Below are 25560 nucleotides of genomic sequence, written 5' to 3' on the forward strand. Positions count from 1 at the left end.
AGGCCTAGGCGCGCATCAAATATCTCGCCATAACGTGCCGCAATGGGTTGGGCAGAAGTTTGTCGAGCCAGTAATATCCAGACATAGCAATGCCCATGGGAAACGATGTGCCGCGACCTTCTGCGGCCTTCTGGATCCAGCGAGCCACATCTTCCGGGCCATAGGTCACTGGCGCTCGCTGGGGAATGATGCTGTCTACTGCGCGCCCCATAGCCGTATTAATGACCGGCGGTTTTACGCAGGTCACGCGGATGTCATACGCACGCCATTCCAGGTCCAGCGCTTCAGTCAAACCGTCGACGTAAAACTTGCTGGCACTGTAAACCGCCAGCGAAGGCATACCGTGGATACTGGACGCGGAGCACAGGTTCACCACCGTAGCGCCGACTGTTTGCGCCAACAGGGGAAATGTGCTTTGGAGCACGTGGGTTGCCCCACGCACGTTAACGTCCACTATCAGGTCATGGGCTGTTGCCGCGATGTCGGTGAACGCCCCTGCGGACAGCACTCCAGCATTGTTGACCAGTAGATCGAGCTGCCCCCCGCTGTGGCTAGAAAAGTCCGTCACCATGGCCTCGATCGAAGCCAGATCGGTAACATCGCAGTACCCACCACAGGCCTGAGGAAAGTCATGGCTGGTGAGCAGCTCCTCGATCACCGCAGTGTTCAGGTCGTAAAGGCCGACCATCCATCCCTGCGCCGCATAGCGCCGCGCCGTGGCAAGACCAATGCCCTGGGCAGCCCCGGTCACCAGTACCGTTTTCATGGCCCACTCCTCTCGGTTGCTATGGGCGCTACCTTAGTCGGTCTGCGGCAGCAGGCCAATATGGCTAGCGGTCAAACTTATGCGGAGAGGACACCTGCCGTATAGACTCACTCCGGCCCTGCGAAGACTTCCCGCCAGTCAGACTTCATATCGACAATGACCCACCCACGATCCGGTCCCTCATCCAGGGCGCGGTCGAGCTTGCCGATATGGGAATCGCGGTCATAGGCCCACGCGCGCTCGGCGTCAGTATGATGCACGATCACACCGAGACTTGGCCCGGGCCGTGCGGTAACCCACTCCAGCATCTGGAAGTCGCCATCGGAATTACCCACAGCCATAATGGGCCGGCGACCGATATGCGTATGAATGCCGACGGGCTTGCCTTCCTTGTCGTCGATGAAGTTCATCTCCGGTGCCCGCACCAATGTGGGCACTCCACCAAGCACTTCATAACGGGTTTTCACACTGGAGCCGACGACCTGCTCCGGGGGGATGCCATAAACTGCTTCCGTCCAGGGCCGCATGAAATCGATTCCGCCGCCGGACACGATGTAGGTGGTAAACCCATTGGCGCGCAGATAATCGAGCAACTCAAGCATCGGCTGATACACCATTTCCGTGTACTTGTAGCCTGTCTTCGGATGCCGCGCCGTGGCCAGCCAGTCATTCACGGCGGCTGTAAATTCATCGGTGCTGACATTGGCATGCGTCTCCATCACCAACTCAACAATGGCAGGCATACCTCCGGCCAGGGCTGCGGAGACGTCGCCTTTGAGTAGCGAGGCAAACGGCTCCCGGGTTTTCCACTGGGGATGATCGGCCGCCATGGCCTCCACGCGATCAATCGCAAACATGAGCTGGAAGTACATGGGCTGCTCCGCCCAAAGCGTTCCATCGTTATCGAATACCGCAATGCGCTCCGATGGTGACACATAGGCAGACGAACTTGTGTCACTGACCTCGGTCACAAAGCGCACGATGGCGTCGCGAGTGGCGCCATCGCGCCAGGAAGACAGTGGCTCTGCCGCATTGCTCGCGGCAGAGAATACCATACCCACCACTACGAGGCCGACACTGAGCAGGCGGACCACCTGTTTGTGTAGCCCACCGGTTTTACATCTAGTCATCGCAGCTAAACATCCTCTGTGAGTCACCCGCTGTTAGCATTGAGCATAGTAGAACTCCCAGAGCCGTCAAAACTCGCCATATCCTGCATATGCAATACCAGAGAGACGCGCCATGCTCTCCTGCCAGGTCCCCAGATCGTCTCTGGAGAAGTCCGCTAGATTGTCATGACCACAGGCGCGCGCCATGACCTGCATCGAGTCCACGCTGGCCTGCATGTATCTCGCAAGACGCTGGGCCCCTTCAGCGACATCCAGGCGGGCGCGCAGCTCGGGTTTCTGCGTGGCTATGTCGGCCGGGCAGTTGTTGCTGCTACAGATGCGCGCACCCACACATCCAATCGCCTGCATGGCGCTATTGGCCAGGGCGACCCCATCCGCGCCCAGGGCCATGGCCTTGACGAACTCCATATGGGTGCGTAAACCGCCGGTGACGATCAGGGTGACTCTTCCGGAAGCGCCCTGGGCATCCAGATAACGCCGCGCCCGGGCCAGGGCGGAAATCGTAGGCACGCTGATATGGTCGCGGAACATCAGCGGCGCAGCGCCGGTGCCGCCGCCACGACCATCGAGAGTGATGTAGTCGGCGTCCGCATCGAGCGAGAACTGAACATCGCGCTTAATATGATTAGCACTCAGCTTGAAGCCCACCGGGATGCCGCCACTGATCTCGCGCACGCGATCGGCAAACCGGCCGAAGTCTGCCGGTGTCTGCAGGTCGGAGAAGGTCAGCGGGGAAATGGCAGGCTGGCCCGCCTCGATACCGCGCATCTGGGCGATCTTGCCAATATTCTTGGCGCCCGGAAGATGCCCGTCGGTCCCGGTCTTGGCCCCTTGCCCACCCTTGAATCAGGGGAACTGGCCAGACTGGTAATCGCGCAGGGTCTGCTCGATTTCGTCGGGTGTATTCATTACAAATGGGCCATAGTTTGCGACCGGCTCACCAAGCGGGGCTCCTCGCAGCAGCAGTACCTGAGTACCCTCGACGCCAGCGTGCAAAGTCATGACACGACCGGCACTGGTGACGGCCATTTGCTGGGCATGCACCTCGCGCGCATTCACAATCATGCTTCCAGCATAAACATAGGCCAACAAGTTCTCCTCATCAGGCACCTGCAGCGTCAGTTCAACCTCTGGGTCAAGGCTCATATCCAATACACCAGCGTGACCGGCCAACTCTGCCAGCGGCCCGGTCACATCGGCGTCAGCCAGATGCCACTGGCCGGCAATGGCGGTGGCACTGGTGCCCTCGCCGCGCCATTCAACCAGTTCATTTGCAGGCACATCGCGATAGTTGGGCGCCGACATCTTTCGCGCAGCGGGCAAATTCACCCAGAGTTGAAAGCCATGCAGACCGTTGGTATCCACAGTCGGCATTTCCGAGTGAATAACGCCACGGCCGGCGGACATCCACTGGGCGCCACCGCCGCGAATCTCGCCGCGATTGCCCAGGCTGTCCTCATGAGAGATGCCTCCCCGCTTCAGGTAGGTGAGCGTTTGCATACCCCGGTGCGGGTGCGGTGGGAAACCTCCGGCAAAATCCTCACGTTGCTCTGAGCGCAATTCATCAATCATGAGAATGGGGTCCATGCCAGCATGGCGCATGCCAGAGATGCGTTGGATGGCGATCCCATCGCCATCCCGGCTGGGGTGTGCGGTGCGTACTTCGGTAATCTGTCGTTGTGTCATATCGACCTCCTCAATCTCTTGAACAGGATCTTATGGTCGTATTTGACGAAATGAAAACGCATAATAACGACATTAATATTCTATAAATACGAATATGAGCAAAACGACTCTCGAACAATGGCGCATGCTGAAAGCGGTCGTCGAACACGGTGGCTTCGCTCATGCGGCAGAGGCTGTGCATAAGAGCCAGTCCAGCATTAATCACGCCGTGCATAAGCTGCAGGACCAACTCGGCGTAGCACTGCTGGAAGTAAAAGGCCGCAAGGCCCATCTCACCGAAGCCGGGGCACTCTTGTTGCGCCGGGCTGAGCGGCTGCTGGAACAATCCGAGCAATTGGAAGACATTGCCACTGGCCTCGCCGCGGGCACCGAAGCAGAGCTTCGCCTGGCTATCGACGAAGTGTTCCCGCAGTGTTTTCTGGCTGACGCACTGCAGGCGTTTTCCAATCAATTCCCGAACACCCGCATTCAATTGTTCGAAACGGTGCTCTCTGGCGGGGCTGAGAAGCTGGTGGCGGGCGAAGTCGATATTCTCATCGCCGGATCAGCACCGCAGGGATTCATGGGCAACCCCCTCCTCCGCGCGGAATTCATCGCGGTGGCCAGCGCCGAGCACCCCCTCCACCGTTTACAGCGTGAACTCTCCCTGGACGACTTGCGCCAGCACCGCCAGATCGTCATTCGCGACTCAGCCCTGCACGACAGTAGAGACTCTGGATGGCTCGGTGCAGAGCAACGCTGGACGGTTTCCCATGTCGCCACCTCCGCGGACATGGTCAGCCGCGGCATGGGCTACGCCTGGCTGCCCAGCACACGCGTTGCCGAGGGGCTGGAGTCAGGAATACTGAGAGAATTGCCGTTGGGCAAAGCCAGTCGACGCTATGCAGAGTTGAATCTGATTCACGCTGATCAGGAAACAGCTGGGCCCGCTGCGCGGGCCCTGGAAAAACTGCTGGCACAGACTTGTGCCGGAATGCGTTAGGGCCAGGAACCTACCTGACCCAACTCGAGATTACTCGCCGGTATTCGGGCCATACAGCCCAACACCCAGTTCGCCGGCAATGTGATTGATGGCCTTCAAGCCTCTCACACTATTACCTGCCTCATTCAAAGGCGGTGAGAACGTGGCAATGGCAAACTTGCCTGGCACCACAGCAACAATACCGCCGCCCACACCGGTCTTGGCCGGCAGACCGGAGCGATACATCCACTCACCAGACTCGTCATAGAACCCAGCGGTTGCCATGATAGCCAGCAACTCGGGAACATCTTCCTTGTCCAGAAGCTTCTTGTTGGTGATGGGGTTAACGCCTTCATTGGCCAGCGTTGCACCCATGATGCCTAGATCACGCGTGTTAATACCGATGGAGCACTGGCGCGTGTAAACACGCAGTGACTCTTCAGGATCAGCGTACAGGCGACCGTAGTTATAGAGCAGGTTGGCAATGGCGCGGTTACCCCACACCTCACTCATTTCCGACTCGTACACTTCCTCCAGCACCTGCAGGTCGCGGGCGGCGAATGCCTGAATATTGTTGTAGACCTTGTTCCAGCGATCTTCTTCGGAATCGGCCTCCACCATACTCACTGCGGCGATGGCACCGGCGTTAACCAGTGGGTTAACCGAGCGAGCGGGGTACAGCTCCAGAGCCATTTTCGAGTTAAACGGCAGACCTGTTGGCTCTACACCGATTTTTTCACGGATCGCCGCTGGCCCCTGTTCGGCCATGATCAGCGACGCTGTAAACGGCTTGGATACAGACTGAATGGAAAACTCGTATTGTTGCTCACCCGCGGCGTATACCTTGCCATCGCGGGTGACCAGAGCTATGCCGAACATGTCGCTGGGCACTTTGGCCAGAATGGGAATGTAATCCGCATTCGCGCCATCCTTGACGCCTTTGAACTTTGCGTAGGCCTCGTCGACGACCTTTTGATACTGCTCTGGCGTAATTGCCCCTGCCAGTGCCTGGCCTGCAACCAATAACCCGGCGGCAACTAGCGCTAGACTTTTCAGTGTGTTCTTCAACAACATATCTCTTATCTCTCAAATAGAATTAGCGGGGAAAGTTAACTTTCAGTGACATTTGTACACGCAGGTCATCGACGCTGACACCATCGACCTCTTCGCGCTCACCCCAGATCAGCTCACCGCCCACCAGCACACCGTCGGTGGGATAGTGCAGCAGGTTGACCTGGGCAATCTGGCCGGTCTCGAATTCATCGAATGCCTGGCCGTCAGTGGTATCAAGGCGCGTCGTGCTCCAACCCACCGAGGTGGACCAACGCTCGTTCCAGTAATGATCGTAGTAGGCAACAATACCCAGCAGCGGCACTACTTCAGCGCGATTGTCAGCGAGCTCTGCGTTCTTGGGCGCGATATCGATACCACCGTCGTTCATGTAGTTACCAATACCCTCGCCGTATACAACCTGTAACTTCAGGCGATCGAGGTCATTGATCTTGACCACAGAGCTGGCGTTAAGACCCCAGCCAAACTCACTGTCGGTATCGCCAGTGTCTGTGCGTTCAAAGCCCAGCTTGCGGGCGATACCCGCCAGTTGCCAGTGGCCCCAGTCATTGTTGCTGCGATAACGTGCAACGAGGTCAGGTACATCATTCTTGGCCTGAAAAACATCGCCAATTAACGAGTCACAATTAGGGTCACTGGTGCAATCATCGCGGAATTTGCCCACGGTGAGAGCCGTACTGGGGTCTTCCAGTGAAACCGCAAATTCATTGTCACCCATTGGGAAGGTGTAACGCGCCTGCTTGTTTCGGTAGAACACCATGCCGGTTGGGCCCCAGTAATCGATGGTATTCGGGAAAACATCTGCGTCCATGAAGTTAGACCAGTATTGGCCCATGCCGAAGTTTTTCCAGGTGCCCCAGGCGTGACGCAGTCGCGGTGTTGTCTGTCCGGCGTCGCCGCCGGTACCAAACAGCTCCCATTCGAACAGCGCGGTGACTTTACCGGCATCGGTATCCCAATCGCCTTTAAAGCCTAGGCGGCTTTGGCGCACTGAAAATATAAATTCGCCGTCTTCACCGTACAAGCCTTCGGTTGTGGGGATAGTGCTCACTCGCAAGGTGTCATTCCAATCCGGATCTACCCGATTGAAGTCATAAATCGCGTCCGCCATCACAAAGCCGTAGATATCAAAGCCAAGGACGGTTTCTGCGTCCAGTTCTTTGGGCGCCGACGCCACAGCCACAGGCTCGTGCAAATCTTCCACTGGCACTGTCACCGCATCGGCCGATACACCCGCTGCTTTGAGGCGCTGCAGTTCAGCCTGCATTTGCTGCAACATCTGTTGCTGCTGCTGCAACTGCTCCTCGAGTATTCTGATGCGCTCAGCGTCTGACTGCGCCATCGCGGTAGGCGCTGCTGCAAGTGCTGTAACAGCCGCCGCCAGAATCCAATCCCGGTTTAATTCCATACTATGTCAGTCCCACTCATAGGTGATCATCAAAATAAAAGTAGCAGGTATTCGCCAATTTCCAAGTGAGCAACTGGGCAAACAGCAGGTACATATACTAATGTTGGAGCAACCTGAAATGACGGAGACCAATTACATGAAACACTTTCGCCTGCTCGTACTGGCCCTACTGGCCGCGGTATCTAGCTCGCTGCCAGCCTACGCCGCCCCGGACATCACCATACTCGCCACGGGCGGTACTATCGCCGGGTCTGCGGAAACCCAGACTCAGGCTGGCTATACATCCGGACAAGTCGGTGTGGAGACATTGCTCGCAGCAGTGCCACAGCTAAAGGAGCTGGCCGATGTCAGCGGTGAGCAGGTGGTCAATGTCGGCAGCCAGGATATGAGCGATGCCATCTGGCTCGATCTGGCATCGCGCATCAATACACTCCTGGCGACCAAGAAAACCGAGGGCATTGTCATCACGCACGGCACCGATACTATCGAGGAGACTGCCTATTTTCTCAACCTGGTGGTCGACAGTGACAAGCCCGTGGTCATGACCGCCGCAATGCGCCCCTCTACGGCACTGTCTGCTGATGGGCCGCTGAACATTTACAACGCCGTTGCAGTAGCAGCGGATATCCGAGCCAGTGGCCGCGGCGTACTCGTGGTGGCCAACGACGATATTCACAGCGCCCGGGCGGTCACCAAAACCAATACCACGGACGTACAGACCTTTGTGTCCCCAGAGCGCGGACTTATCGGCACCGCCCTGTACGGCAAGAACACCTTCTTCCGCACCCCTTACCGCGCCCACACCAGCGGCAGCGACTTCTCCCTGAAAGGGGTGAAGGCCCTGCCTCGGGTCGACATTATTTATATGCACGCCAACTTTTCCGCTGACATCATCGATGCAGCGGTCGCCAATGGTGCCAAGGGCCTGGTGATCGCCGGTGTAGGCAATGGCAATATGACTACCGAGGCCCAGGCAGCCGTGGCCCGCGCCACGGGCGCCGGTGTGGCAGTAGTGCGCTCCTCGCGCGTGGTCAGTGGTGCCACCGGGCGCAATGTCGAGACCGACGACGATAAGCTGGGCACAGTTGCCTCCGGCGAGCTGAATCCGGCCAAGGCGCGCGTGCTGCTCAAGCTGGCCCTGCTGACCACCAAAGACGCCAGCGATATTCAGGCGATGTTCGACAAATACTAAGCCACGCCCCCGTGCCCGGCTGCCGAGCACTGTGAGCGGCGCATTCCGTTTGTGTTTTCGCCGCTCCCTACCTACAATCGTTTCTTCAAGTTTTGCGTCTTGTCGGGGTGCCGTCTTCGGATGGCTGAGATGGAAGCTCCAAACCCGCTGCACCTGAACAGGTTAAAACCTGCGTAGGGAACAAGAAGTATCCAACCTCGCACCGCGACGGGCCGCATGTCATTCAACTCCACCGGAGCGACTGCACATGCCCAAATCCAGCCAATACGCCCAAAAACTCGCTGAATCCGCCAGCGTTGACGAGCTTTCGACCCAACCCCTGCCCAACTCCACCAAGATTTATATCGAGGGCAGTCGCCCGGGTGTGAAGGTGGCCATGCGAGAGGTCAGCCTGTCACCTACTCACCTGCAGGATGGCTCTCTGGAAGAGAACCAGCCGGTGCGCATTTACGACACCTCAGGGCCCTATACTGATCCCGCCATCGACATCGACGTGCGCCAGGGCCTGGCCCCCATGCGCGGCACCTGGATCGAAGAGCGCGCTGACTCTGTGGAGCTGGACCGGTTCACCTCCGACTACACCCGTCTGCGCGACGCCAACATCNCCCTGGAAAACCTGCGCTTCGAACATGTGCGCAAGCCCCGCCGCGCACTACCGGGTAACAATGTCACCCAGTTGCACTACGCCCGCCAGGGCATCATCACGCCGGAGATGGAATACATCGCCATCCGCGAAAACCTGGCGCTGTCGGAAGCGGCTATGGAAGAAGCCAGCCGCGATCAGCACCCCGGCCAGAACTTTGGTGCCAACACCCCCAAATTCATCACACCTGAATTTGTCCGCTCGGAAGTCGCTGCGGGCCGCGCCGTGATCCCCGCCAATATCAATCACCCGGAATCCGAACCGATGATTATCGGCCGCAACTTCCTGGTGAAGATTAACGCTAATATCGGCAACAGCGCGGTGACCTCGTCGATCGAGGAAGAAGTTGAAAAAATGGTGTGGTCAACCCGCTGGGGCGGTGACACTGTGATGGACTTGTCCACCGGCGACAACATCCACGAAACCCGCGAGTGGATTGTGCGTAACTCGCCGGTGCCTATTGGTACTGTGCCGATTTACCAGGCCCTGGAAAAAGTGAACGGTGTTGCCGAGGATCTCACCTGGGAAATTTTCCGCGACACCCTGATTGAGCAGGCCGAACAGGGCGTGGACTACTTCACCATTCATGCCGGCGTACTGCTGCGCTATGTCCCCATGACCGCCAAGCGCGTTACCGGCATTGTGTCCCGCGGTGGTTCCATTATGGCCAAGTGGTGCCTGGCCCATCATGAGGAGAACTTCCTATACACCCACTTCGAAGATATCTGCGAGATCATGAAGGCCTACGACGTGACCTTCTCCCTGGGCGATGGCTTGCGCCCCGGTTGTGTGGCCGACGCCAACGACGAGGCCCAGTTCTCTGAGCTACGCACCCTGGGCGAGCTCACCAAGATTGCCTGGGAACACGACGTACAGGTATTCATCGAAGGCCCCGGCCATGTGCCCATGCACATGGTGAAAGAGAACATGGATGAGCAGCTCAAGCACTGTCACGAGGCGCCCTTCTATACCCTCGGCCCGCTGGTGACAGATATCTCGCCGGGCTACGACCACTTTGCATCGGGCATTGGCGCCGCGATGATTGGCTGGTATGGCTGTGCCATGCTCTGCTACGTAACACCCAAAGAGCACCTAGGCCTGCCCAACCGCGACGATGTAAAGGAAGGCATCATCACCTACAAGATTGCCGCCCACGCAGCCGACCTGGCCAAGGGCCACCCAGCCAGCCAGATTCGCGACAACGCCCTGTCGAAAGCGCGTTTCGAGTTCCGCTGGGAAGACCAGTTCAACCTGAGCCTGGATCCAGACCGTGCCCGGGAATTCCACGACGAGACCCTGCCCAAGGAATCAGCCAAGGTCGCCCACTTCTGTTCCATGTGCGGACCAAAATTCTGCTCCATGAAAATCACCCAGGAAGTGCGTGACTATGCGGCCAAACAGGAGGCGGAAAAGGGCATGGAAGAAATGTCCGAAAAGTTCCGCTCCGAAGGCAGCGAGATCTACCACGAGGTCTGAACCAGGCGCATGACCCAAGCACGCACCACAGTGGGCATAGCCGGCGCCGGCATTATGGGCCGGCTGCTGGCATTGCGACTGCAACATGCCGGACATCAGGTCACGCTGTTCGATCGCGACCCGATAGAGTGCGGGTCGGCGGCGGCCTACACCGCCGCCGGCATGCTCGCGCCATACACGGAACTGGAGTCCGCCGAAAGTCTGATCTACGAACTGGGCCAGCGCAGTCTGAGCCTCTGGCCCGACATCGTGGCTCAGCTGGATGCCCCGGAGGTTTTTCATAGCGGTGGATCACTGGCGGTCGCCCATGGGCAAGATGCAGCAGACCTGGAACACTTCAATCAGTTACTGGCACGCAAGCTCCCCGGCGAGCCGGGCATTGCGTTTCTGGACCGGCAAGGTCTGGCAGAACTGGAACCGGAACTGGCGCCACAGTTTGGCAACGCCACATTCCTGGCAGCCGAGAGCTGGGTGTATACAGACACACTCATGGCAGCCCTCGCCGACACCCTGCAAGCCAACGGTGCCCTGTGGCATAGCCAATGCGAGGTCAGTGAACTCCAAGCCAAACTTATCGTCAGCGCCAATGGCCGGCACCACTTTGACTGGGTGGCGGACTGCCGCGGCCTGGGCGCCGCTGAGGATTTGCCCGGGCTGCGCGGTGTGCGCGGCGAAGTCATAGAGGTCTATGCCCCCGAGGTGAGCATCTCGCGCATGGTTAGGCTGATGCACCCGCGCTATCGCCTGTACCTGGTACCACGCGCGAATCATCACTACCTGCTCGGCGCCACCCAGATCGAAAGCGACGACACCAGTGAGATCAGTGTGCGCTCGGCGCTGGAACTTTTGTCGGCGCTGTATGCCATTCATCCGGCCTTTGCCGAGGCGAGAATTGTCGCGACCCGCACCAACTGCCGCCCCGCGCTGCTGGACAACCAGCCCCTGGTTCGGCTGGAAGAAGGTGTTCTGCAAGTCAATGGCCTGTACCGCCATGGGTACTTGCTGGCACCAGCTATGGCCGAACGCGCCCAACATCTGCTGGACGCCACCCAATCATCGGTAAAACAAGCAATATGAGTACGATTCAGATACAGATTAATGGCGAAGCGCGCCAGGTCAGCGGCCCGCAGCCCCTCAGCGAGCTCCTGGCGCAGCTGCCCGNCCTGCCCGCCAACTTTGCCGTGGCAGTCAACGAGAACTTTGTACCTCGCCCCGCCTATCCAGACACCACCATCGAAGCCGGAGACCAGCTCGAGTTGCTGGTTCCCATGCAAGGGGGCTGAACCGTATGTGGAATCTCGCTGACCAACAGATCGAGAGCCGCCTGTTCATCGGCTCTGCCATGTATCCCTCGCCACAGATTATGGCCGACGCCATTCGCGCTTCACGCGCAGATGTTGTCACCGTCTCTCTGCGGCGTCAGGCCCAGCAGGCTGGTGCCCAGAACATCTTCTGGGAAACCATTAAAGAAACCGGCCTGCACGTGCTGCCCAACACCGCCGGCTGCCACTCAGTCAAGGAAGCGTTGACCACCTCGCAAATGGCGCGTGAGCTGTTTGACACCAACTGGATAAAGCTGGAAGTCATCGGTGATGAATACAGCCTGCAGCCGGACCCTTTCGCACTGCTGGAAGCCACCCGCGAGTTGATTGCCCAGGGCTTTGAGGTGTTCCCGTACTGCACCGATGACCTGGTGCTGTGCGAAAAGCTGGTAGACGCAGGTTGCCGCATACTGATGCCCTGGGGCGCTCCGATTGGCACCGGCAAGGGGCTCATCAACCCCTACGCGCTTAAGCAGCTGCGCCAACGTATGCCCGATATCACGCTGGTGGTTGACGCGGGAATTGGTGCCCCCTCCCACGCGGCCCAGGCCATGGAGCTGGGCTATGACGCGGTACTGCTCAATACGGCGATTGCACGCTCACCCGACCCGGTGACCATGGCGCGAGGCTTTGGGGCCGCCGTCGAAGCCGGTCGCTGTGCCTATGAAGCGGGCATCATGCCGGAGAAAGACCTGGCCCAACCCAGTACCCCCACGCTGGGCACGCCCTTCTGGCAGCAAAATGGCTGAGCTGTACCCGGTTACCACCCACGCCTACCACCCCGTCACTGATCGTCCCACGGTGCTGTGCATTGGCGGCGTGGACTCGGCTGGCCTGGCGGGGCTGCACATGGACGCACGCAGTTGCGAGGCACTGGACATTCATGCCGCCGCGGCGGTCACCGCCACCACAGCGCAGAATAACGACGGGCTGTTCGCCGTGAATCCGGTAAATGCCGACGTACTCGAATCGCAGATCGATGCGGCGATGGCCCTGTCGCCCCGCGTAATTAAAATCGGCATGCTCGCCAGTGCTGAGCAGATCGAGATGCTCGGGCACAAGCTGCCGCAGCTGGGGCTGCCGGTCGTACTGGATACCGTTCTTGCGACATCCAGTGAGGGCGCCGAGGCAGACCTTACGGGCCGAGCCAAGACGCTGACGAAACTACTTCCACTGGCCACAGTTGTAACACCAAATCTGCCTGAAGCTGGCGCTCTCACCGCCGCGGGCAACAACCCCGATCAGGCCGCAGCGGCGCTGCGTGAGTCTGGCGCGACATGGGCTGTGGTCAAAGGCGGGCACAGCGATGCCGACCCGATTGTCGATACCTGTGTCGGGCCGGATCATCATTTCCAGCTCGCCCAGCCCCGGCTGGACACGCCCCATTTGCGAGGAACCGGCTGCGCCCTTGCGAGCTTGATCGCGGCGGCGATGGCCCGCGGCTACGAGGTCCGCGATGCGCTGGTGATCGCTCGCATGGCGCTGCATCAGGCCATCGAACGCGCAGGTCCCGTCAATGGTCAACGAGGCTGCCCAAGGCCAATGGGGTTCCCCAACGGAAACTGGCCGAGCTATCGGGACGATAAGCTTCCCTCAGCCCTGAACTTCCCTTCCTGTGTCAGCGAAGAGCAGCCCCAGCTTGGTCTGTATCCCATTGTCGATCGCGCCGTCTGGCTACAGCAACTTTTGCCCCTGGGCGTGACCACCATTCAACTGCGCATCAAAGACCTGCACGGCGATGCCTTGTCGGATGAAATTGCCGAAGCCGTGCGCATCGCCCGCGACCATCACTGTCGCCTGTTTATCAACGATTACTGGCAGCTAGCCGTTGAACACCATGCCTACGGCGTTCACCTGGGCCAGGAGGACCTGGAAAGCGCCGACCTGAGGGCTATTGCTGCGGCCGGCCTGCGCCTGGGTGTGAGCAATCACTGCCACTACGAACTCGCCCGGGGATTGGCGCTGCGCCCCTCCTATATCGCCGTGGGCCCCACCTATGCCACCCAGACCAAGGACATGCCCTGGGTACCCCACGGGCTGGACGGACTGCAATACTGGACCGAGGCCCTGGCGGACTTTCCACTGGTCGCCATCGCCGGCATCAAGGATCACAACATTGGCCAGGTGTCCGCCACCGGTGTTTCGGGCGTTGCCATGATTACCGCAATCACCGATGCAGACGACCCGGAATCCGTCACCCGCGACCTGATGGCGCGGATGGCCAATGGTGTAAATGCCAGCCATGGATGAACGCGAACGCCAGCGCTACCAGCGCCACCTGCAATTGCAGGGCTTCGGCGAAGCCGGACAGCAGGCACTGGGGGCGAGCCACATCTGTATTGTTGGGCTTGGCGGACTGGGCTGCCCGGCGAGTCTGTACCTGGCGGCCGCCGGCGTAGGCAGACTGACCCTCGTCGACGGCGACACCGTCAGCCTCTCCAATCTGCAACGTCAAGTGCTGTTTCGCGAAGCGGATATCGACCGCAACAAGGCCGCTGCCGCTGCGGAGCAGTTGGCACAGCGCAACAGCGGCATCGCAATCCATGCCGTGGATTCCTTTCTCGACATTGCGCTGGCGGAACAGTTATTCAGCGATGTAGACCTGGTGCTGGACTGTACGGACAACTTCCACACCCGCTACCTGATTAACGATATCTGCCACGCGCTGGCCAAACCCTGGGTATATGCCAGTGTCCTCGGCTTCTCCGGGCAGCTAGCCCTGTTCACCCCAGGGGAGGCCTGCTTCCGCTGCCTGTTCCCAGAGCTCAGTGAGGCCCCCGACTGCAACCAGTCAGGTGTAATCGGGGCGGTCCCCGGTGTCATGGGCACCCTGCAGGCGCTGCAAGCTATCAAATTCCTGGGCCCTGAAAACACACCCACCGATAACAGCCTGGTGAGCGTCGACGGCGCCGGACTCAAGTTGCGCCAGTTCAAGCTTAGCCCTGACCCAGGTTGCGTACTCTGCAGCGGCCGCCAGACCTATCGCGACAGAACCGGTGACTACCAGCCCCCGGGAATTGATACGAGCATTGAGGAAGTCGCTGCCGCGGCTTTCAAGCAATTCCTTGAAGAGCATCACCCGCTGCTTATCGACGTCCGCTCTTATGAGGAACACATTGCGGGCAATCTGGGTGGAGACCACATACCGCTGGCAGAACTCGCTGAGGCAGCAGATGATTTGCTGGAGAGCGGCAAACCGGTATTGGTGTATTGCCAATCTGGCATTCGCAGCCGCTCTGCGGTGGCGATGCTGCGCCAACATGGACTGACCAAGGCTATGTCGTTGGCGGGCGGCTATACCGGCCAGTCAACCGCTGATTGACCGTACCTCAGAGCTGATCTTCGATCGGCAGCAAACCGTAGAATCCGGCTTGAAATCGCCGCCACCAGCCGGCCTGGGGTTCCTTGTAAACCACCTCTTGAACCCCCTCGTGATCGTAGGTCCAGCGCAGCTTGTCGTCATCATCGAGCTCGACCCGCCAACTGATGCGGCTGAGTTCATCCTCGAGCAGCAGGGTGAATCCACTCCCGGCTTCGCTGGACTCAATGAAAATCCCCATCTCGGTATTGATCAGGATAGATCGCGGATCAAAGTTCAATGAGCCAATGAAAATACTGTCTCGATCAATGGCCGTCGCCTTGGAATGCAGGGTCAGCTTGCCGGGCTGATACCCCCATTCATTAGGGCCATCGACGGCATCGACCTTAATTTCGTAGATCTCCACTCCCATTTCCAACAACTTGCGCCGGTAGTACTTGTAAGCACCATGAACAGGCACATGGTTCGTGGAGGCGAGCGAGTTGGTGACCAACTTGACCGTGACTCCCCGCGCCAACAGATCCTCTACGAGTTTCATGCCGTAGTCCTGGGGGATGTAATACGGCGTGACGATGAATAGCTCATCAGAGGCCTCGCGGAAGCGGCGCCCCAGCTCGAGGGCCAACACCGCCTGGTCGCGATCCCCCACCTTGGTTAACAGCTTGTCAGGGGTGTCCGTATAAAGGGTGGCTTCAGCAACCACCGGGCTTAGTTCGCCACTGTTCAGACGCTGCAACAGCCGACTGTCCAGGGCGCCCTCGTAGAGCGCTTTCGCCTCCTCATGCACTTCTCGCAAGGCACCCGAGCGCCATTCGTCCAGCTCGTTCCGAGATACATCAATCCCAAACGCCTCGATGGGTACCGCCAGCTCACTGTTCCAGAACACGTCGAATCCCTGCTGCACCTGCTCAACGATGTCACCGATCATCAGCACTTCGTAGTCATCAAAGCGTGTGTCCTGATCGATCTCGAAGTATTCCTCGCCGATATTGCGCCCGCCGACAATACTGAAGGCACCATCCACCGTGAACGACTTGTTATGCATGCGCCGGTTCGCGCGCTCAAACTGCGTGAGGTAGCCGAGATACTTGAAGGTCTGGCGGGGCAGCGGGTTGAATAGGCGCACCTCGACGTTGGGATGGGCAGCGATCACTGAAAAAGCGTGGTCCACACCCGGCGAGAAGATGTCGTCCACCAGCAACCGCACCCGAACACCCCGGTCAGCGGCCAGCAGCAGTTCATTGACGAATAGGACGCCCGCCCGGTCCTTTTTTAGAATGAAATACTGCGCATCGACCGTTTCTTCGGCCAGCTCGAACAGGCGCAGGCGGGCGCCGAGGGCATCCACGCCCGATGCCATACCGACAAAACCACCCTTGTCGCCGTGGGTTGCCTTCCAGCGTTCCCCGGCCGTGCCCAGTACCGTGGCGTCCGAACCCGGCACATAGGTCGTGGTTGAGCGGGGGTAGTCATAGGGCACCGACGCACACGCTGTTAGCAATATCGCGACAACCGCCAGTAAGATAGTGTGGGTCACCAACGCCAGGCGCATATTCTTCACAGCCAACTCCTGCTCTTGTTATGTGCCTAGCCTAACAGCACTGCCTTACCCTAAGCGAGACCTAGCGCCGTTCAGCGGCCTCCAGAGCCTCGGCCAGCCCGGGCACTCCCTCGACACCTTCGAGTACCTGCAGGCTGGATCCCTGGAGATCATCGCCAATCGGTTGGTGTCGCCCCCCCAGGCACTCACTCAGAAAACCATCGGCCAGTGCGTAAAAGGAGATGGTATTTTCTGGCTTCTGGAAGCCATGCCCCTCATCGGGATACAAGGCATAGGTCACCGGAATGTTGCGCGCCTGCATGGCCTCGACGATCTGATCTGACTCAGCCTGCTTGACCCTGGGATCATTGGCGCCCTGCCCGATCAGCAGAGGGCGACGGATCTGATCGACCCGGTTCACCGGGGAGCGATCCTTGAGCAAAGCCAGGCCTTCCTCGGTATCCGGATCACCGAGCGCGTTAATCAGGGACCGGAGGAAGGAAGTCCAGTACGGCGGGATTGAAGCAATCAGCGTTTCAAGATTGGAGGGACCGACCACATCGACACCACAAGCGAACAGCTCCGGGGTGAAGGTCAGTCCTACCAGCGTGGCATAACCACCATAGCTGGTGCCCATGATGGCAACACTGTCGGGGTCGGCGACGCCAGCATCTACAGCCCAGGCTACCGCATCTACCAGGTCATTGTGCATGTTGGCCGCCCACTGCTTGTCGCCAGCATTGATGAACGCTTTGCCAAACCCAGAAGACCCCCGGTAATTCACTTGCAATACGGCATAGCCGCGATTGGCGAGGAATTGCACCTCACCGGAGTAACCGGCCATATCCCGGGCCCAGGGGCCGCCATGAACCAACAACACCATCGGGCCCGGCTGACTAGGCATCCCCTCTGCATCCACCTGAACTCCGCGTGGTACGGTCAGGTACGACACCAGGTCGAGGCCGTCGCGGGAGGGAATGGTCAAATTGTGCACAGGAGACAGCGGCAACCCCTCTAGATCCGGGTTGGTCACAAACATGGTATCCAGGGCTCGGGTAGACCGGTCATATACCGCATATACCGGCGAACCATCGGCCCGGGACTGATAGATGATCCAGCGACTGGCATCGAGAGTCGTCGCCAGTATTTCCGCATCGCCTATGGCCTGTTCTGCCAGCGCAGCGAAATCCGCTTCGAAGGCAGGATCAAGCGCTGTCCACTTGAGCTCATGCACACGCACACCGACTGCCACAGGTTTGTGGGTCCGCGGATCCATCAGCACGGAGCCGATATCAGCCTGGTCGGAGTGTGCGATCGGGCGAGTCTTACCCGTGGCAAAATCAACACGGACCAGCGCCGCCTTGTCCCGATTGCGGCTGTCCAGCATGTAGATGTGCTTGTTGTCGGCATCAAAACCCAGCACCGAGCTGGTGCGGTAATCTTCCACCGGTATATCGAGTACCGGCAACCATTCATCGCCCGAACGCCTCAGTACGGTCGCGCCACCCTCGTCAGTGGGCGCCAGAGCGCCGCGCACTTCAAGATTGTTGTCAACCAACAGGCTGATAAAGCCCTCGTTCTCTGCCAGCAACGTGCGCTCGGCGGACGCCAGGTCAACAAGGTAGGCATCGTGCCAGCGGGGGTCGCGGTCGTTCATGCCGATGACGATGTTGCCTGGATGACGCTCGCTCTGGCCAAGGTTAACCGCTCGCACACCGTCATAGGGGGTCAGGTCGGCCATTTCACCAGTTCCCACGTTCACCCGGTACATATGCCAGTTTTCGTCGCCGTCGCGATCCTGTATATACAGCAGATGCACACTGTCCAGGGCCCAGAAATGACTGGGCACCCCTCGTCCAGTATCGCGCGTGACAGGTTTGGCGGCCTCGAAATCCCCCACGGGGGCCACCCAGATATTCATGACACCGTCCAGCGGTGCGCGGAAGCTCATCAGCGTCCCGTCTGGGCTGAGGCGGCCCTGAAACCGACTCGGATTACCGAACAGTTGAGAGCGCTCGATCAGCGCCACTTGCTCCTCTGCGGGAGGGGTCGCACAGCCGCCCACCACCAGAGGTAATAAACACACAATGCCCAGGATTCTCATTCTGATACTCATTGATTCAATTCCCTTGGTTTTCGTTATCCGTATTTCATTAATGGACCAGCATAGTACAACCTGCTGACGACATTCAGCCCATCAAGGTGCGCGCAGCAGTTTGCAACTGCAGGCTTCCCGGCTCATACAAAAAATGTAGCGCTGTCCGATACTCGGTGCGCGATCGTGCAATTTTCCAGAGGCCATCTACACGTCGGTACTCATCGTGATACAACGCGGAAATCATGGTCACCGTCTGGTCGTTGGTATTGATATTGCGATAGTTCAACGACCACACGCCCGTGGCACGATCGGCATCGACAATAGCGATCTCCGGGTTGGCGCAATGATGCATATCCAGCACATGATCATGGCAGCCCCGAGGGACGAAGATGCCGTCGACAAACTCATCCCGGTTCGCACAATGACCGAAATAAGACATATCAATAATGACTTCGCCCTCGGCAAAGCAGTCACGGACCGCCTCAGGGTCCTGACGATCACAGGCGTTCAGGTACCGAGCCTTCAACTGGCGAATCTCTTCCATGGCCGACAATCGCCCGAGTTCAGTTTCCAGCGCCTGTAATCGCTGCTCAACATCCATATGAATGTCCTTCTTCGTGTTATTCACAGCTATACTTTCACAAAACTCCAGCCGCAGGAATGATCCACGAATGAAAGCCACAGAAAGCGCACCCTCCCATAACCCCACGCGCCTTATCACTGCCTGTCTGGTCCTGTTCCTCAGCGCCTGCGCCAGCCTGCCCGACGATGTTCAGCGCACGGCCAGTTACGCCATTGCCGATATCGACGGCACTCGGCTGCACAGCGACCTACAGGACGTCATCGATGCCAACCCGGATAAATCAGGCTTCTATACCTTAATGGCCGGCGAGGACGCCTTCATCACCCGCTGGGCGCTGATCCAACAGGCAGACCGCACTCTCGATATGCAGTACTACATCTGGCATCAGGACCTCACGGGAAGCCTGATGATGCACCAGCTGGCAGAAGCCGCTCGCCGTGGCGTGCGCGTGAGGCTGCTGCTGGACGATCTGGATACAGCGGGCAAAGACCCAACATTGCGGGTTCTGGACGCCATGGATAACCTCGAAATACGCGTGTTCAACCCATTCGCCAACCGGGACAACCGCCTCGATGACATGCTCACCGACACCGCGCGTATCAACCACCGGATGCACAACAAAACCCTCACCGCCGATGGGATTGCGACCATTTTTGGCGGGCGCAATATTGGCGACGAATATTTCGCAGCAGACAGCGAATTGTTTTTCAGCGACATGGACGCCCTGGCTGTGGGCCCTATTGCCGCAGAGGTAGGCAGCCAGTTTGACCTGTACTGGAACAGCCGCCACGCCTACCCCATCGGCGAATTTTACGACGACCTGCCCACCGAACAGGACATCGAGTACTACCACATCCGCGCAGACGCCCAACTGGAGCTGGCCAGGCGCACACCGTATGCAGCGGCGGTAAAACAGATGAAGCTTGCCCAGACACGCCACTTCGCCGAACTCAATTACAACTGGTCGGATTGGGTGCTCGCTTACGACCTGCCGGAGAAAGCCGATGGTGGTAAGCCCGACCGCGACGTGCTGCTGGCACCCAAGCTCAAGGAGGGACTGGACGCAGCCGAGGAAGATCTGCTGATCATCTCACCCTACTTTATTCCCGGCGAGGAATTCACCGACTATCTCATACAGCGCGTGGCCGACGGAGTCAGGGTTCGTATTCTCACCAATTCCCTGTTGTCCAACGACGTCCCGGCTGTGCATGCGGGTTATATCCGCTACAGGCAGGATCTGGTTGAAGGTGGGGTCGAACTCTACGAACTGCGGGCCGATCTCGGCGAACGGGTGGACGCGGGCAGCGACGCCGTTGAATCAGAAAAAAGCAGCCTGCACGCCAAGTTCATGGTGTTCGATGAGAGGTGGCTGTGGGTGGGTTCGTATAACATCGATGGCCGCTCAACCATTTATAACACCGAGTTGGGGGCCTACTTCGTCAGCGCCGAGGATGCGGCCGGCCAATCGAAGAACTTTGATGAGCAAATCATCAAGTACGCCTTCAGGGTTGAACTCGATGACGACGGCAACCTGCAATGGGTGACTCGCCGTGATGGCGTCGAAGAAGTACTGGATGAAGAACCGGATACGACCTGGCTACAGCGGGTCACCACGGGCACCCTCAAACTGATCGTGCCTGAAAAACTGTTTTGAGCAGGTGCCAGACTGCCTACAGCCTGGCCTCGGGATCACCTACCTTTGACATCATCCGGATAAGCCGGCTGCGACTCAGCAATCGGGGCAGCTGTGCCATCATGCGATTGGTGCGGCCGGTAATCACGATGGCATCGCGGCGCGCCGCGAGCGCTTGCAGCGCTTCATCCACCACCTCATCCGGTGACTGCACCATCGCATCGGGCATCGAGGAGAAATCAGATTCGCCCTCGGTTGCCGCGGCAATGAACTCCGTCTCTGTCATACCTGGGCATAGCGCCATGACGTACACACCCCGTGCACGCTGCTGATCCCAGCTCCGCGCCAACCGCGGCCAGATCGGCCGCGTCAGCCAGGTCAGCTGCCATGTAAGTATGGCCCTCACCCGCCAGACTGGCGACCAGCTACTTGAGCCGGTCTTCACGCCCGGCCACGACACACACCGCATATCCCGCATCAGCCAGGCGCGACGCAAAGGTCCAGCCGATGCCAGAGCTTGCACCCGTTACCATGGCTTGTTGTGTGTGAGTCATGACCGCCGCCCTGTGCCTTAGTAGTCGTAGGTATTGAGGTAGTTTTTCAATCCCTGGGCGCCACCGTCATAGCTGCCGCGAATCGGCACCACAGTGATGTAACCCTGGGAGAAGTAAACAGAATCCGCCTCATCAATGTCTTCAAAGTCACTGAAATCAATGGTGCCGAGAATACCGCCCTCGGCAGTTTCACCTACTTCCAGTTCAGCACAGCTGGTGCTGCAGCCCCACTCAAGCCCGATCGCACGACCGCCTAGCAAGGGCTGCAGGCCCTGGCGCGCAGTCATCACCCCCATGGGCGTACCGGCAGGATAGTTAATGTTCAATGCACGCAGATTCGGAATCAAGGCGTCGTCACCGTTGACATAGGCGGGCCGCTCCAGAAGGTGATTCAGGTAGCTCAGAGTGAATTCAGCCACCTCAATGCAGGTCGACTCCTCCAGTGGCAGCTCCTCGTCGCAGTGCTCATCGGCACTGATAGCAATCGCCGGCACACTCTGCCCATTAAGATAGGAGATCGAGGCAATCGCCGCACCAACGGTACCGGAGAAAGTCGTTGCGCCGCCGACATTGGCGCCGTCGTTAATCCCGGAGATAAGCAGGTCAGGCGCCTGGCCACCGGTCATCTCGGTGAGAATCTGCATACCGACAATGCCAGAGGTGGCAGGTTCAGCTCCAGTCTCACCACCCGCAACGGCCACGGAATACTGGTTTTCAGCCTGCTTGGTGATTTCCAGACCACCAATATTAAAGCCGGCGGCGCTACCGCTTTGGCCATCGAGGGGGCCGGACAATACCACCGTGTGGCCGGCTTCAGTCAGCACCTGATACATGGCCTGGATACCCGGTGTAGACCAGCCATCGTCATTGGTGAGCACAATGTTCAGTGCGGATGCATTGAGGGAGCCCAGCGCCAAACCAGCGCCGAGAAGAAGTGATTTAAGTTTCATGCTATGTCTCCTGCTGTTCGAATTTTTATCTCAGCGGGTCGACAGTAGCACAAAGAAATTGACCCCTGTGCGCTTGAGCAGACAAGGGGCAAAGAGGGTTTGCAATGATATACCCCGACTGGACGGGGCGTGGCAGACAGCGAGGCTCAGGTGCGGCTTAACCGCACTTGGAATCGCCACAGTTGAGGCAGGTCATGCAGCCATCCATCAGGATGACAGCCTTCACACTGCACTTTTTGCACAGCTCAGCACTGGCGGGAAACTCGGTGTTGGCACCGTCGTCGCCGGTCTTGGCTTCGTATTCAGCTTTCTTCTCATCAAGAATTTTTTTCTGGTGATCGCTGAGACCGGGTGCTTCCAGCAGGCCGATATTCTGCAGGTGGTCTTCAATCGCCCAGCCGATTTCAGCGACCAGCGACGGCATAAAACGTCCGCCCGATTTGAAGTATCCGCCCTGCGGATCGAACACCGCCTTCAGCTCTTCTACCAGGAAGGTGCAGTCGCCGCCCTTGCGGAAAACTGCCGAGAGGACCCGGGTCAGGGCCACAATCCACTGGAAGTGATCCATGTTCTTGGAATTAATGAACACCTCGAAGGGGCGACGCAATTCGTGGTCTGTCCCCGGATTGAGGATGATGTCATTAATAGTCAGGTACAGGGCGTGATCAGACAGCGGGGTCTTGATCTTGTAAGTCGCGCCTTCGAGCTGTTCGGGGCGCGACACTTTTTCGTGCATCTGCACGATATTGCTTTCGACTTCCTGTTGCTTGTCTTCTTCGGACTTCACCTGGAAGCCGACGATTTTTTTGTCGATTTTCTTGCTCATGGTCTATTTACCTTCAAACGGCGCGCTTAGAACTTGCCGTAGTATCCTTCCTTCAGTGCATCGAACAGGTTGGCAGCAGTGTGCGTTTCGCCGTCGTATTCGATTTCCTCATTACCCTTGAACTCCACGATCGAGCCGTCTTCCAGCGTAAACTGGTAGTTGGTGTTCTCCAGATCTTCCTCTTTTACCAGTACGCCCTGGAAGGCCTCCGGGTTGAAGCGGAAGGTCGTGCACCCTTTTAGACCCTGCTCTGCCGCGTACAGATAGGTGTCCTTGAACTGCCCGTAGGCAAAATCCGTGGGCACGTTAATCGTCTTGGAAATAGAGGAATCCACCCACTTCTGAGCCGCGGCCTGCACGTCTACGTGCTGGGTGGGCGTAATGTCGTCTGCCGCAATAAAGTACTCCGGCAGTTTTTTGGTCTCGTCGTCGGTAAATGGCATGGCGTCGCCATTGACCAACTCGCGGTAGGCCAGCAGCTCGTAGGAGAAGACGTCGACCTTTTCCTTGGACTTCTTGCCCTCACGAATCACATTACGGCTGTAGTGGTGGGCAAAGCTGGGCTCGATACCGTTGCTGGCGTTATTGGCCAGCGACAGTGAGATTGTGCCGGTGGGCGCAATGGAACTGTGGTGAGTGAAGCGCGCACCCTCAGCGATAATGGAATCCACCAATTCCGGTTCTTCCAGTGCCAGGGCCTGCATGTAGCGGCTGTACTTGGCGTGCAATACCTTGCCCGCAACCTTGTCGCCTACCTTAATGCCGTCGGCAGCCATTTCCGGACGCCGGCGCAGCATATCGCCAGTGACTTCAAACTCCTGCTCCATGATGGGCGCAGCGCCTTTCTCACGTGCCAGGTCCAGCGCGACCTTCCAGCCAGAGACTGCCATTTCCTTGCTCACCTGCTCGGTAAACTCCAGGGAATCGGCTTCACCGTACTTCATGCGCAGCATTGCCATGGTGGAACCAAGACCCAGGAAGCCCATGCCGTGACGGCGCTTGCTGGTAATCTCACGGCGCTGCTCTTCCAGTGGCAGGCCGTTGATTTCCACGACGTTGTCGAGCATCCGGGTGAACACGGCGACTACTTCGCGGTATTCCTCCCAGTCGAACCAGGCGCTTTCCGTGAACGGCTCGCGTACAAAGCGCGTCAGGTTAACCGAGCCCAGCAGACAGCTGCCGTAGGGCGGCAGAGGCTGTTCACCACAGGGGTTGGTAGCGCGCACGTTCTCGCAGAACCAGTTGTTGTTCTTCTCGTTCACTTCATCGATGAGAATAAAGCCCGGCTCAGCGTAGTCGTAAGTGGACGACATAATGGCGTTCCACAGCTTCAGCGCCCGGATGCGCTGGTACACGCGGCAGGCCACCTGGCCGGTGTCGTCAGTGACATAGCCCTCGGTGACCGGGAAAGAACGCCAGACAATCTCCGCGTCTTCCTGGCTTTGCAGGCTGTCGTACTCGGCCTGGGTAATAGGGAAGGACAGGGCCCACTCGCTGTCATCGCGGACTGCTTTAACAAAGTCCTCGGTAATCAACAAAGAGAGGTTGAACTGGCGCAGGCGACCGTCCTCACGCTTGGCCTTCACGAAATCGAATACATCGGGGTGATGTACGTCAAAGGTCGCCATCTGCGCACCGCGACGACCGCCAGCGGAGGACACGGTGAAACACATCTTGTCAAAGATATCCATAAAGGACATGGGGCCGGAAGTGTACGCTCCAGCACCCGACACGAATGCGCCCTTGGGGCGCAGCGTGGAAAATTCATAGCCAATGCCACAGCCCGCTTTCAGGGTGAGGCCGGCTTCCATGTTTTTCTGCAGAATGCCTTCCATGGAATCGGGTACCGTTCCAGAGACCGTGCAGTTAATAGTGGAGGTGGCAGGCTTGTGTTCCTGGGCACCCGCATTGGACACAATGCGGCCCGCCGGGATCGCGCCGCGCTGCAGTGCCCAGACGAAACGCTGCTCCCACTCCTGGCGTCCGGCCTCGTCCTCGACGTCTGCCAGCGCACGGGCAACCCGGGTATAGGTCGCGTCGATATCACTGTCAACGGCGTTACCCTGTGCGTCTTTGAGTCGGTATTTTTTGTCCCAGATATCCAGAGATGCGCCCTGGAGCTCGATGTTGCTGGTGGTGCTGCGGATGTTTTTGCCTTGCTTGGCTACTGATTCCATGATGCCCCTTGTACGTCAGAAAATTGCCATCGAATTGCGATTGCGAAGCTTGTAGTTAGAACGTGCAACGATACCCACATATCGGTGCACTCACAATAGTCCCCACAAGATATTGTGAAAAAAACTCCTTACCGATCAATGATTAACCAGTGCAATTTCTGCACAGGACCGCAATTTAAGTGCACGCCGGTGAGCGCAAACTAACGCATCGGTCGCACCTCACGG

22 protein-coding genes, 1 pseudogene and 1 riboswitch are annotated in these 25560 nt (G+C 58.5%); of the genes and pseudogenes, 9 read left to right on the forward strand and 14 right to left on the reverse strand.

What is annotated here, in order from left to right; genetic code table 11:
• Nucleotides 1-4: 4 nt before the first annotated feature.
• From A3709_RS14260 to A3709_RS14275, 4 genes and pseudogenes are all read right to left on the reverse strand, one after another.
• Nucleotides 5-766 carry an SDR family NAD(P)-dependent oxidoreductase gene (locus A3709_RS14260; RefSeq protein WP_066055848.1) on the reverse strand — a complete coding sequence of 254 codons (762 nt, stop codon included), beginning with the start codon at nucleotides 764-766 and terminating at the stop codon, nucleotides 5-7.
• Between the two features lie 107 nt (nucleotides 767-873).
• Nucleotides 874-1896: an HAD family phosphatase gene (locus A3709_RS14265; RefSeq protein WP_082850119.1), complete on the reverse strand. Its 1023-nt coding sequence runs from the start codon at nucleotides 1894-1896 to the stop codon at nucleotides 874-876.
• 66 nt (nucleotides 1897-1962) lie between these two features.
• Nucleotides 1963-2727, reverse strand: a pseudogene (locus A3709_RS14270) (FMN-binding glutamate synthase family protein); the annotation flags it as partial.
• Between the two features lie 15 nt (nucleotides 2728-2742).
• A complete protein-coding gene (locus tag A3709_RS14275; protein WP_066055851.1) occupies nucleotides 2743-3582 on the reverse strand; it encodes a pirin family protein in 840 nt (279 codons plus the stop codon).
• Nucleotides 3583-3676: 94 nt separating this feature from the next.
• Here A3709_RS14275 and A3709_RS14280 point away from each other — a divergent pair, with 94 nt between their 5' ends.
• Nucleotides 3677-4564, forward strand: coding sequence for a LysR family transcriptional regulator (locus A3709_RS14280; protein WP_066055854.1), 888 nt, complete (start codon nucleotides 3677-3679; stop codon nucleotides 4562-4564).
• A gap of 30 nt (nucleotides 4565-4594) precedes the next feature.
• Here A3709_RS14280 and glsA read toward each other — a convergent pair whose 3' ends face one another.
• Nucleotides 4595-5617, reverse strand: a complete 1023-nt coding sequence (gene glsA / locus A3709_RS14285; protein ID WP_066055857.1) for a glutaminase A — start codon at nucleotides 5615-5617, stop codon at nucleotides 4595-4597.
• A 22-nt stretch (nucleotides 5618-5639) separates the two neighbouring features.
• Nucleotides 5640-7022, reverse strand: a complete 1383-nt coding sequence (locus tag A3709_RS14290) for a DcaP family trimeric outer membrane transporter (RefSeq protein WP_066055860.1) — start codon at nucleotides 7020-7022, stop codon at nucleotides 5640-5642.
• A gap of 136 nt (nucleotides 7023-7158) precedes the next feature.
• Between A3709_RS14290 and A3709_RS14295 the strand changes: the two genes are divergently transcribed.
• The 7 genes from A3709_RS14295 (at nucleotide 7159) to A3709_RS14325 (ending at nucleotide 14977) form a co-directional block, all read left to right on the forward strand.
• Nucleotides 7159-8214 carry a type II asparaginase gene (locus tag A3709_RS14295; RefSeq protein WP_066056233.1) on the forward strand — a complete coding sequence of 352 codons (1056 nt, stop codon included), beginning with the start codon at nucleotides 7159-7161 and terminating at the stop codon, nucleotides 8212-8214.
• 93 nt (nucleotides 8215-8307) lie between these two features.
• Nucleotides 8308-8411, forward strand: a riboswitch (TPP riboswitch).
• 50 nt (nucleotides 8412-8461) lie between these two features.
• Nucleotides 8462-10333 carry a phosphomethylpyrimidine synthase ThiC gene (gene thiC, locus A3709_RS14300; RefSeq protein ID WP_066055863.1) on the forward strand — a complete coding sequence of 624 codons (1872 nt, stop codon included), beginning with the start codon at nucleotides 8462-8464 and terminating at the stop codon, nucleotides 10331-10333.
• Between the two features lie 9 nt (nucleotides 10334-10342).
• Nucleotides 10343-11410 (forward strand): glycine oxidase ThiO, encoded by a 1068-nt coding sequence (gene thiO, locus A3709_RS14305; RefSeq protein ID WP_066055866.1) that lies wholly within the window; start codon nucleotides 10343-10345, stop codon nucleotides 11408-11410.
• Nucleotides 11407-11616 carry a sulfur carrier protein ThiS gene (gene thiS, locus A3709_RS14310; protein ID WP_082850120.1) on the forward strand — a complete coding sequence of 70 codons (210 nt, stop codon included), beginning with the start codon at nucleotides 11407-11409 and terminating at the stop codon, nucleotides 11614-11616. Before thiO ends, thiS begins: the two co-directional genes overlap by 4 nt.
• Nucleotides 11617-11621: 5 nt before the next feature.
• Nucleotides 11622-12404, forward strand: coding sequence for a thiazole synthase (locus A3709_RS14315; protein ID WP_066055869.1), 783 nt, complete (start codon nucleotides 11622-11624; stop codon nucleotides 12402-12404).
• Nucleotides 12397-13905 (forward strand): thiamine phosphate synthase, encoded by a 1509-nt coding sequence (gene thiE, locus A3709_RS14320; protein WP_066055872.1) that lies wholly within the window; start codon nucleotides 12397-12399, stop codon nucleotides 13903-13905. Before A3709_RS14315 ends, thiE begins: the two co-directional genes overlap by 8 nt.
• Complete coding sequence (locus A3709_RS14325; protein WP_066055875.1) at nucleotides 13898-14977, forward strand: ThiF family adenylyltransferase; 1080 nt, start codon at nucleotides 13898-13900, stop codon at nucleotides 14975-14977. Before thiE ends, A3709_RS14325 begins: the two co-directional genes overlap by 8 nt.
• Nucleotides 14978-14984: 7 nt before the next feature.
• Here A3709_RS14325 and A3709_RS14330 read toward each other — a convergent pair whose 3' ends face one another.
• The 3 genes from A3709_RS14330 to A3709_RS14340 all read right to left on the reverse strand — a co-directional run bounded on the left by A3709_RS14330 (nucleotide 14985) and on the right by A3709_RS14340 (nucleotide 19240).
• Nucleotides 14985-16526 carry a phospholipase D family protein gene (locus A3709_RS14330; RefSeq protein ID WP_231871195.1) on the reverse strand — a complete coding sequence of 514 codons (1542 nt, stop codon included), beginning with the start codon at nucleotides 16524-16526 and terminating at the stop codon, nucleotides 14985-14987.
• Between the two features lie 70 nt (nucleotides 16527-16596).
• Nucleotides 16597-18630, reverse strand: coding sequence for a S9 family peptidase (locus A3709_RS14335; protein ID WP_066055880.1), 2034 nt, complete (start codon nucleotides 18628-18630; stop codon nucleotides 16597-16599).
• Between the two features lie 73 nt (nucleotides 18631-18703).
• The gene (locus A3709_RS14340; RefSeq protein ID WP_197484197.1) at nucleotides 18704-19240 is read right to left on the reverse strand and encodes a nuclear transport factor 2 family protein; all 537 of its coding nucleotides are present in this window, start codon (nucleotides 19238-19240) and stop codon (nucleotides 18704-18706) included.
• 43 nt (nucleotides 19241-19283) lie between these two features.
• Between A3709_RS14340 and A3709_RS14345 the strand changes: the two genes are divergently transcribed.
• Nucleotides 19284-20849, forward strand: a complete 1566-nt coding sequence (locus A3709_RS14345) for a phospholipase D family protein (RefSeq protein WP_066055886.1) — start codon at nucleotides 19284-19286, stop codon at nucleotides 20847-20849.
• Between the two features lie 16 nt (nucleotides 20850-20865).
• On the opposite strand, the gene A3709_RS14350 is transcribed toward A3709_RS14345, so the two are convergent.
• From A3709_RS14350 to A3709_RS14365, 5 genes are all read right to left on the reverse strand, one after another.
• Nucleotides 20866-21132, reverse strand: a complete 267-nt coding sequence (locus tag A3709_RS14350) for a hypothetical protein (protein WP_156507768.1) — start codon at nucleotides 21130-21132, stop codon at nucleotides 20866-20868.
• A gap of 121 nt (nucleotides 21133-21253) precedes the next feature.
• Nucleotides 21254-21382: an SDR family NAD(P)-dependent oxidoreductase gene (locus A3709_RS23330; protein ID WP_156507769.1), complete on the reverse strand. Its 129-nt coding sequence runs from the start codon at nucleotides 21380-21382 to the stop codon at nucleotides 21254-21256.
• A gap of 17 nt (nucleotides 21383-21399) precedes the next feature.
• Nucleotides 21400-22332 (reverse strand): 5'/3'-nucleotidase SurE, encoded by a 933-nt coding sequence (locus A3709_RS14355; RefSeq protein WP_066055891.1) that lies wholly within the window; start codon nucleotides 22330-22332, stop codon nucleotides 21400-21402.
• Nucleotides 22333-22489: 157 nt separating this feature from the next.
• Nucleotides 22490-23158, reverse strand: coding sequence for an NrdJb (locus A3709_RS14360; RefSeq protein ID WP_066055894.1), 669 nt, complete (start codon nucleotides 23156-23158; stop codon nucleotides 22490-22492).
• Nucleotides 23159-23184: 26 nt separating this feature from the next.
• Nucleotides 23185-25335 carry an adenosylcobalamin-dependent ribonucleoside-diphosphate reductase gene (locus tag A3709_RS14365; RefSeq protein ID WP_066055897.1) on the reverse strand — a complete coding sequence of 717 codons (2151 nt, stop codon included), beginning with the start codon at nucleotides 25333-25335 and terminating at the stop codon, nucleotides 23185-23187.
• Between the last annotated feature and the right edge of the window lie 225 nt (nucleotides 25336-25560).

It is taken from the genome of Halioglobus sp. HI00S01 (assembly GCF_001635445.1).
Lineage (GTDB): Bacteria > Pseudomonadota > Gammaproteobacteria > Pseudomonadales > Halieaceae > Halioglobus > Halioglobus japonicus.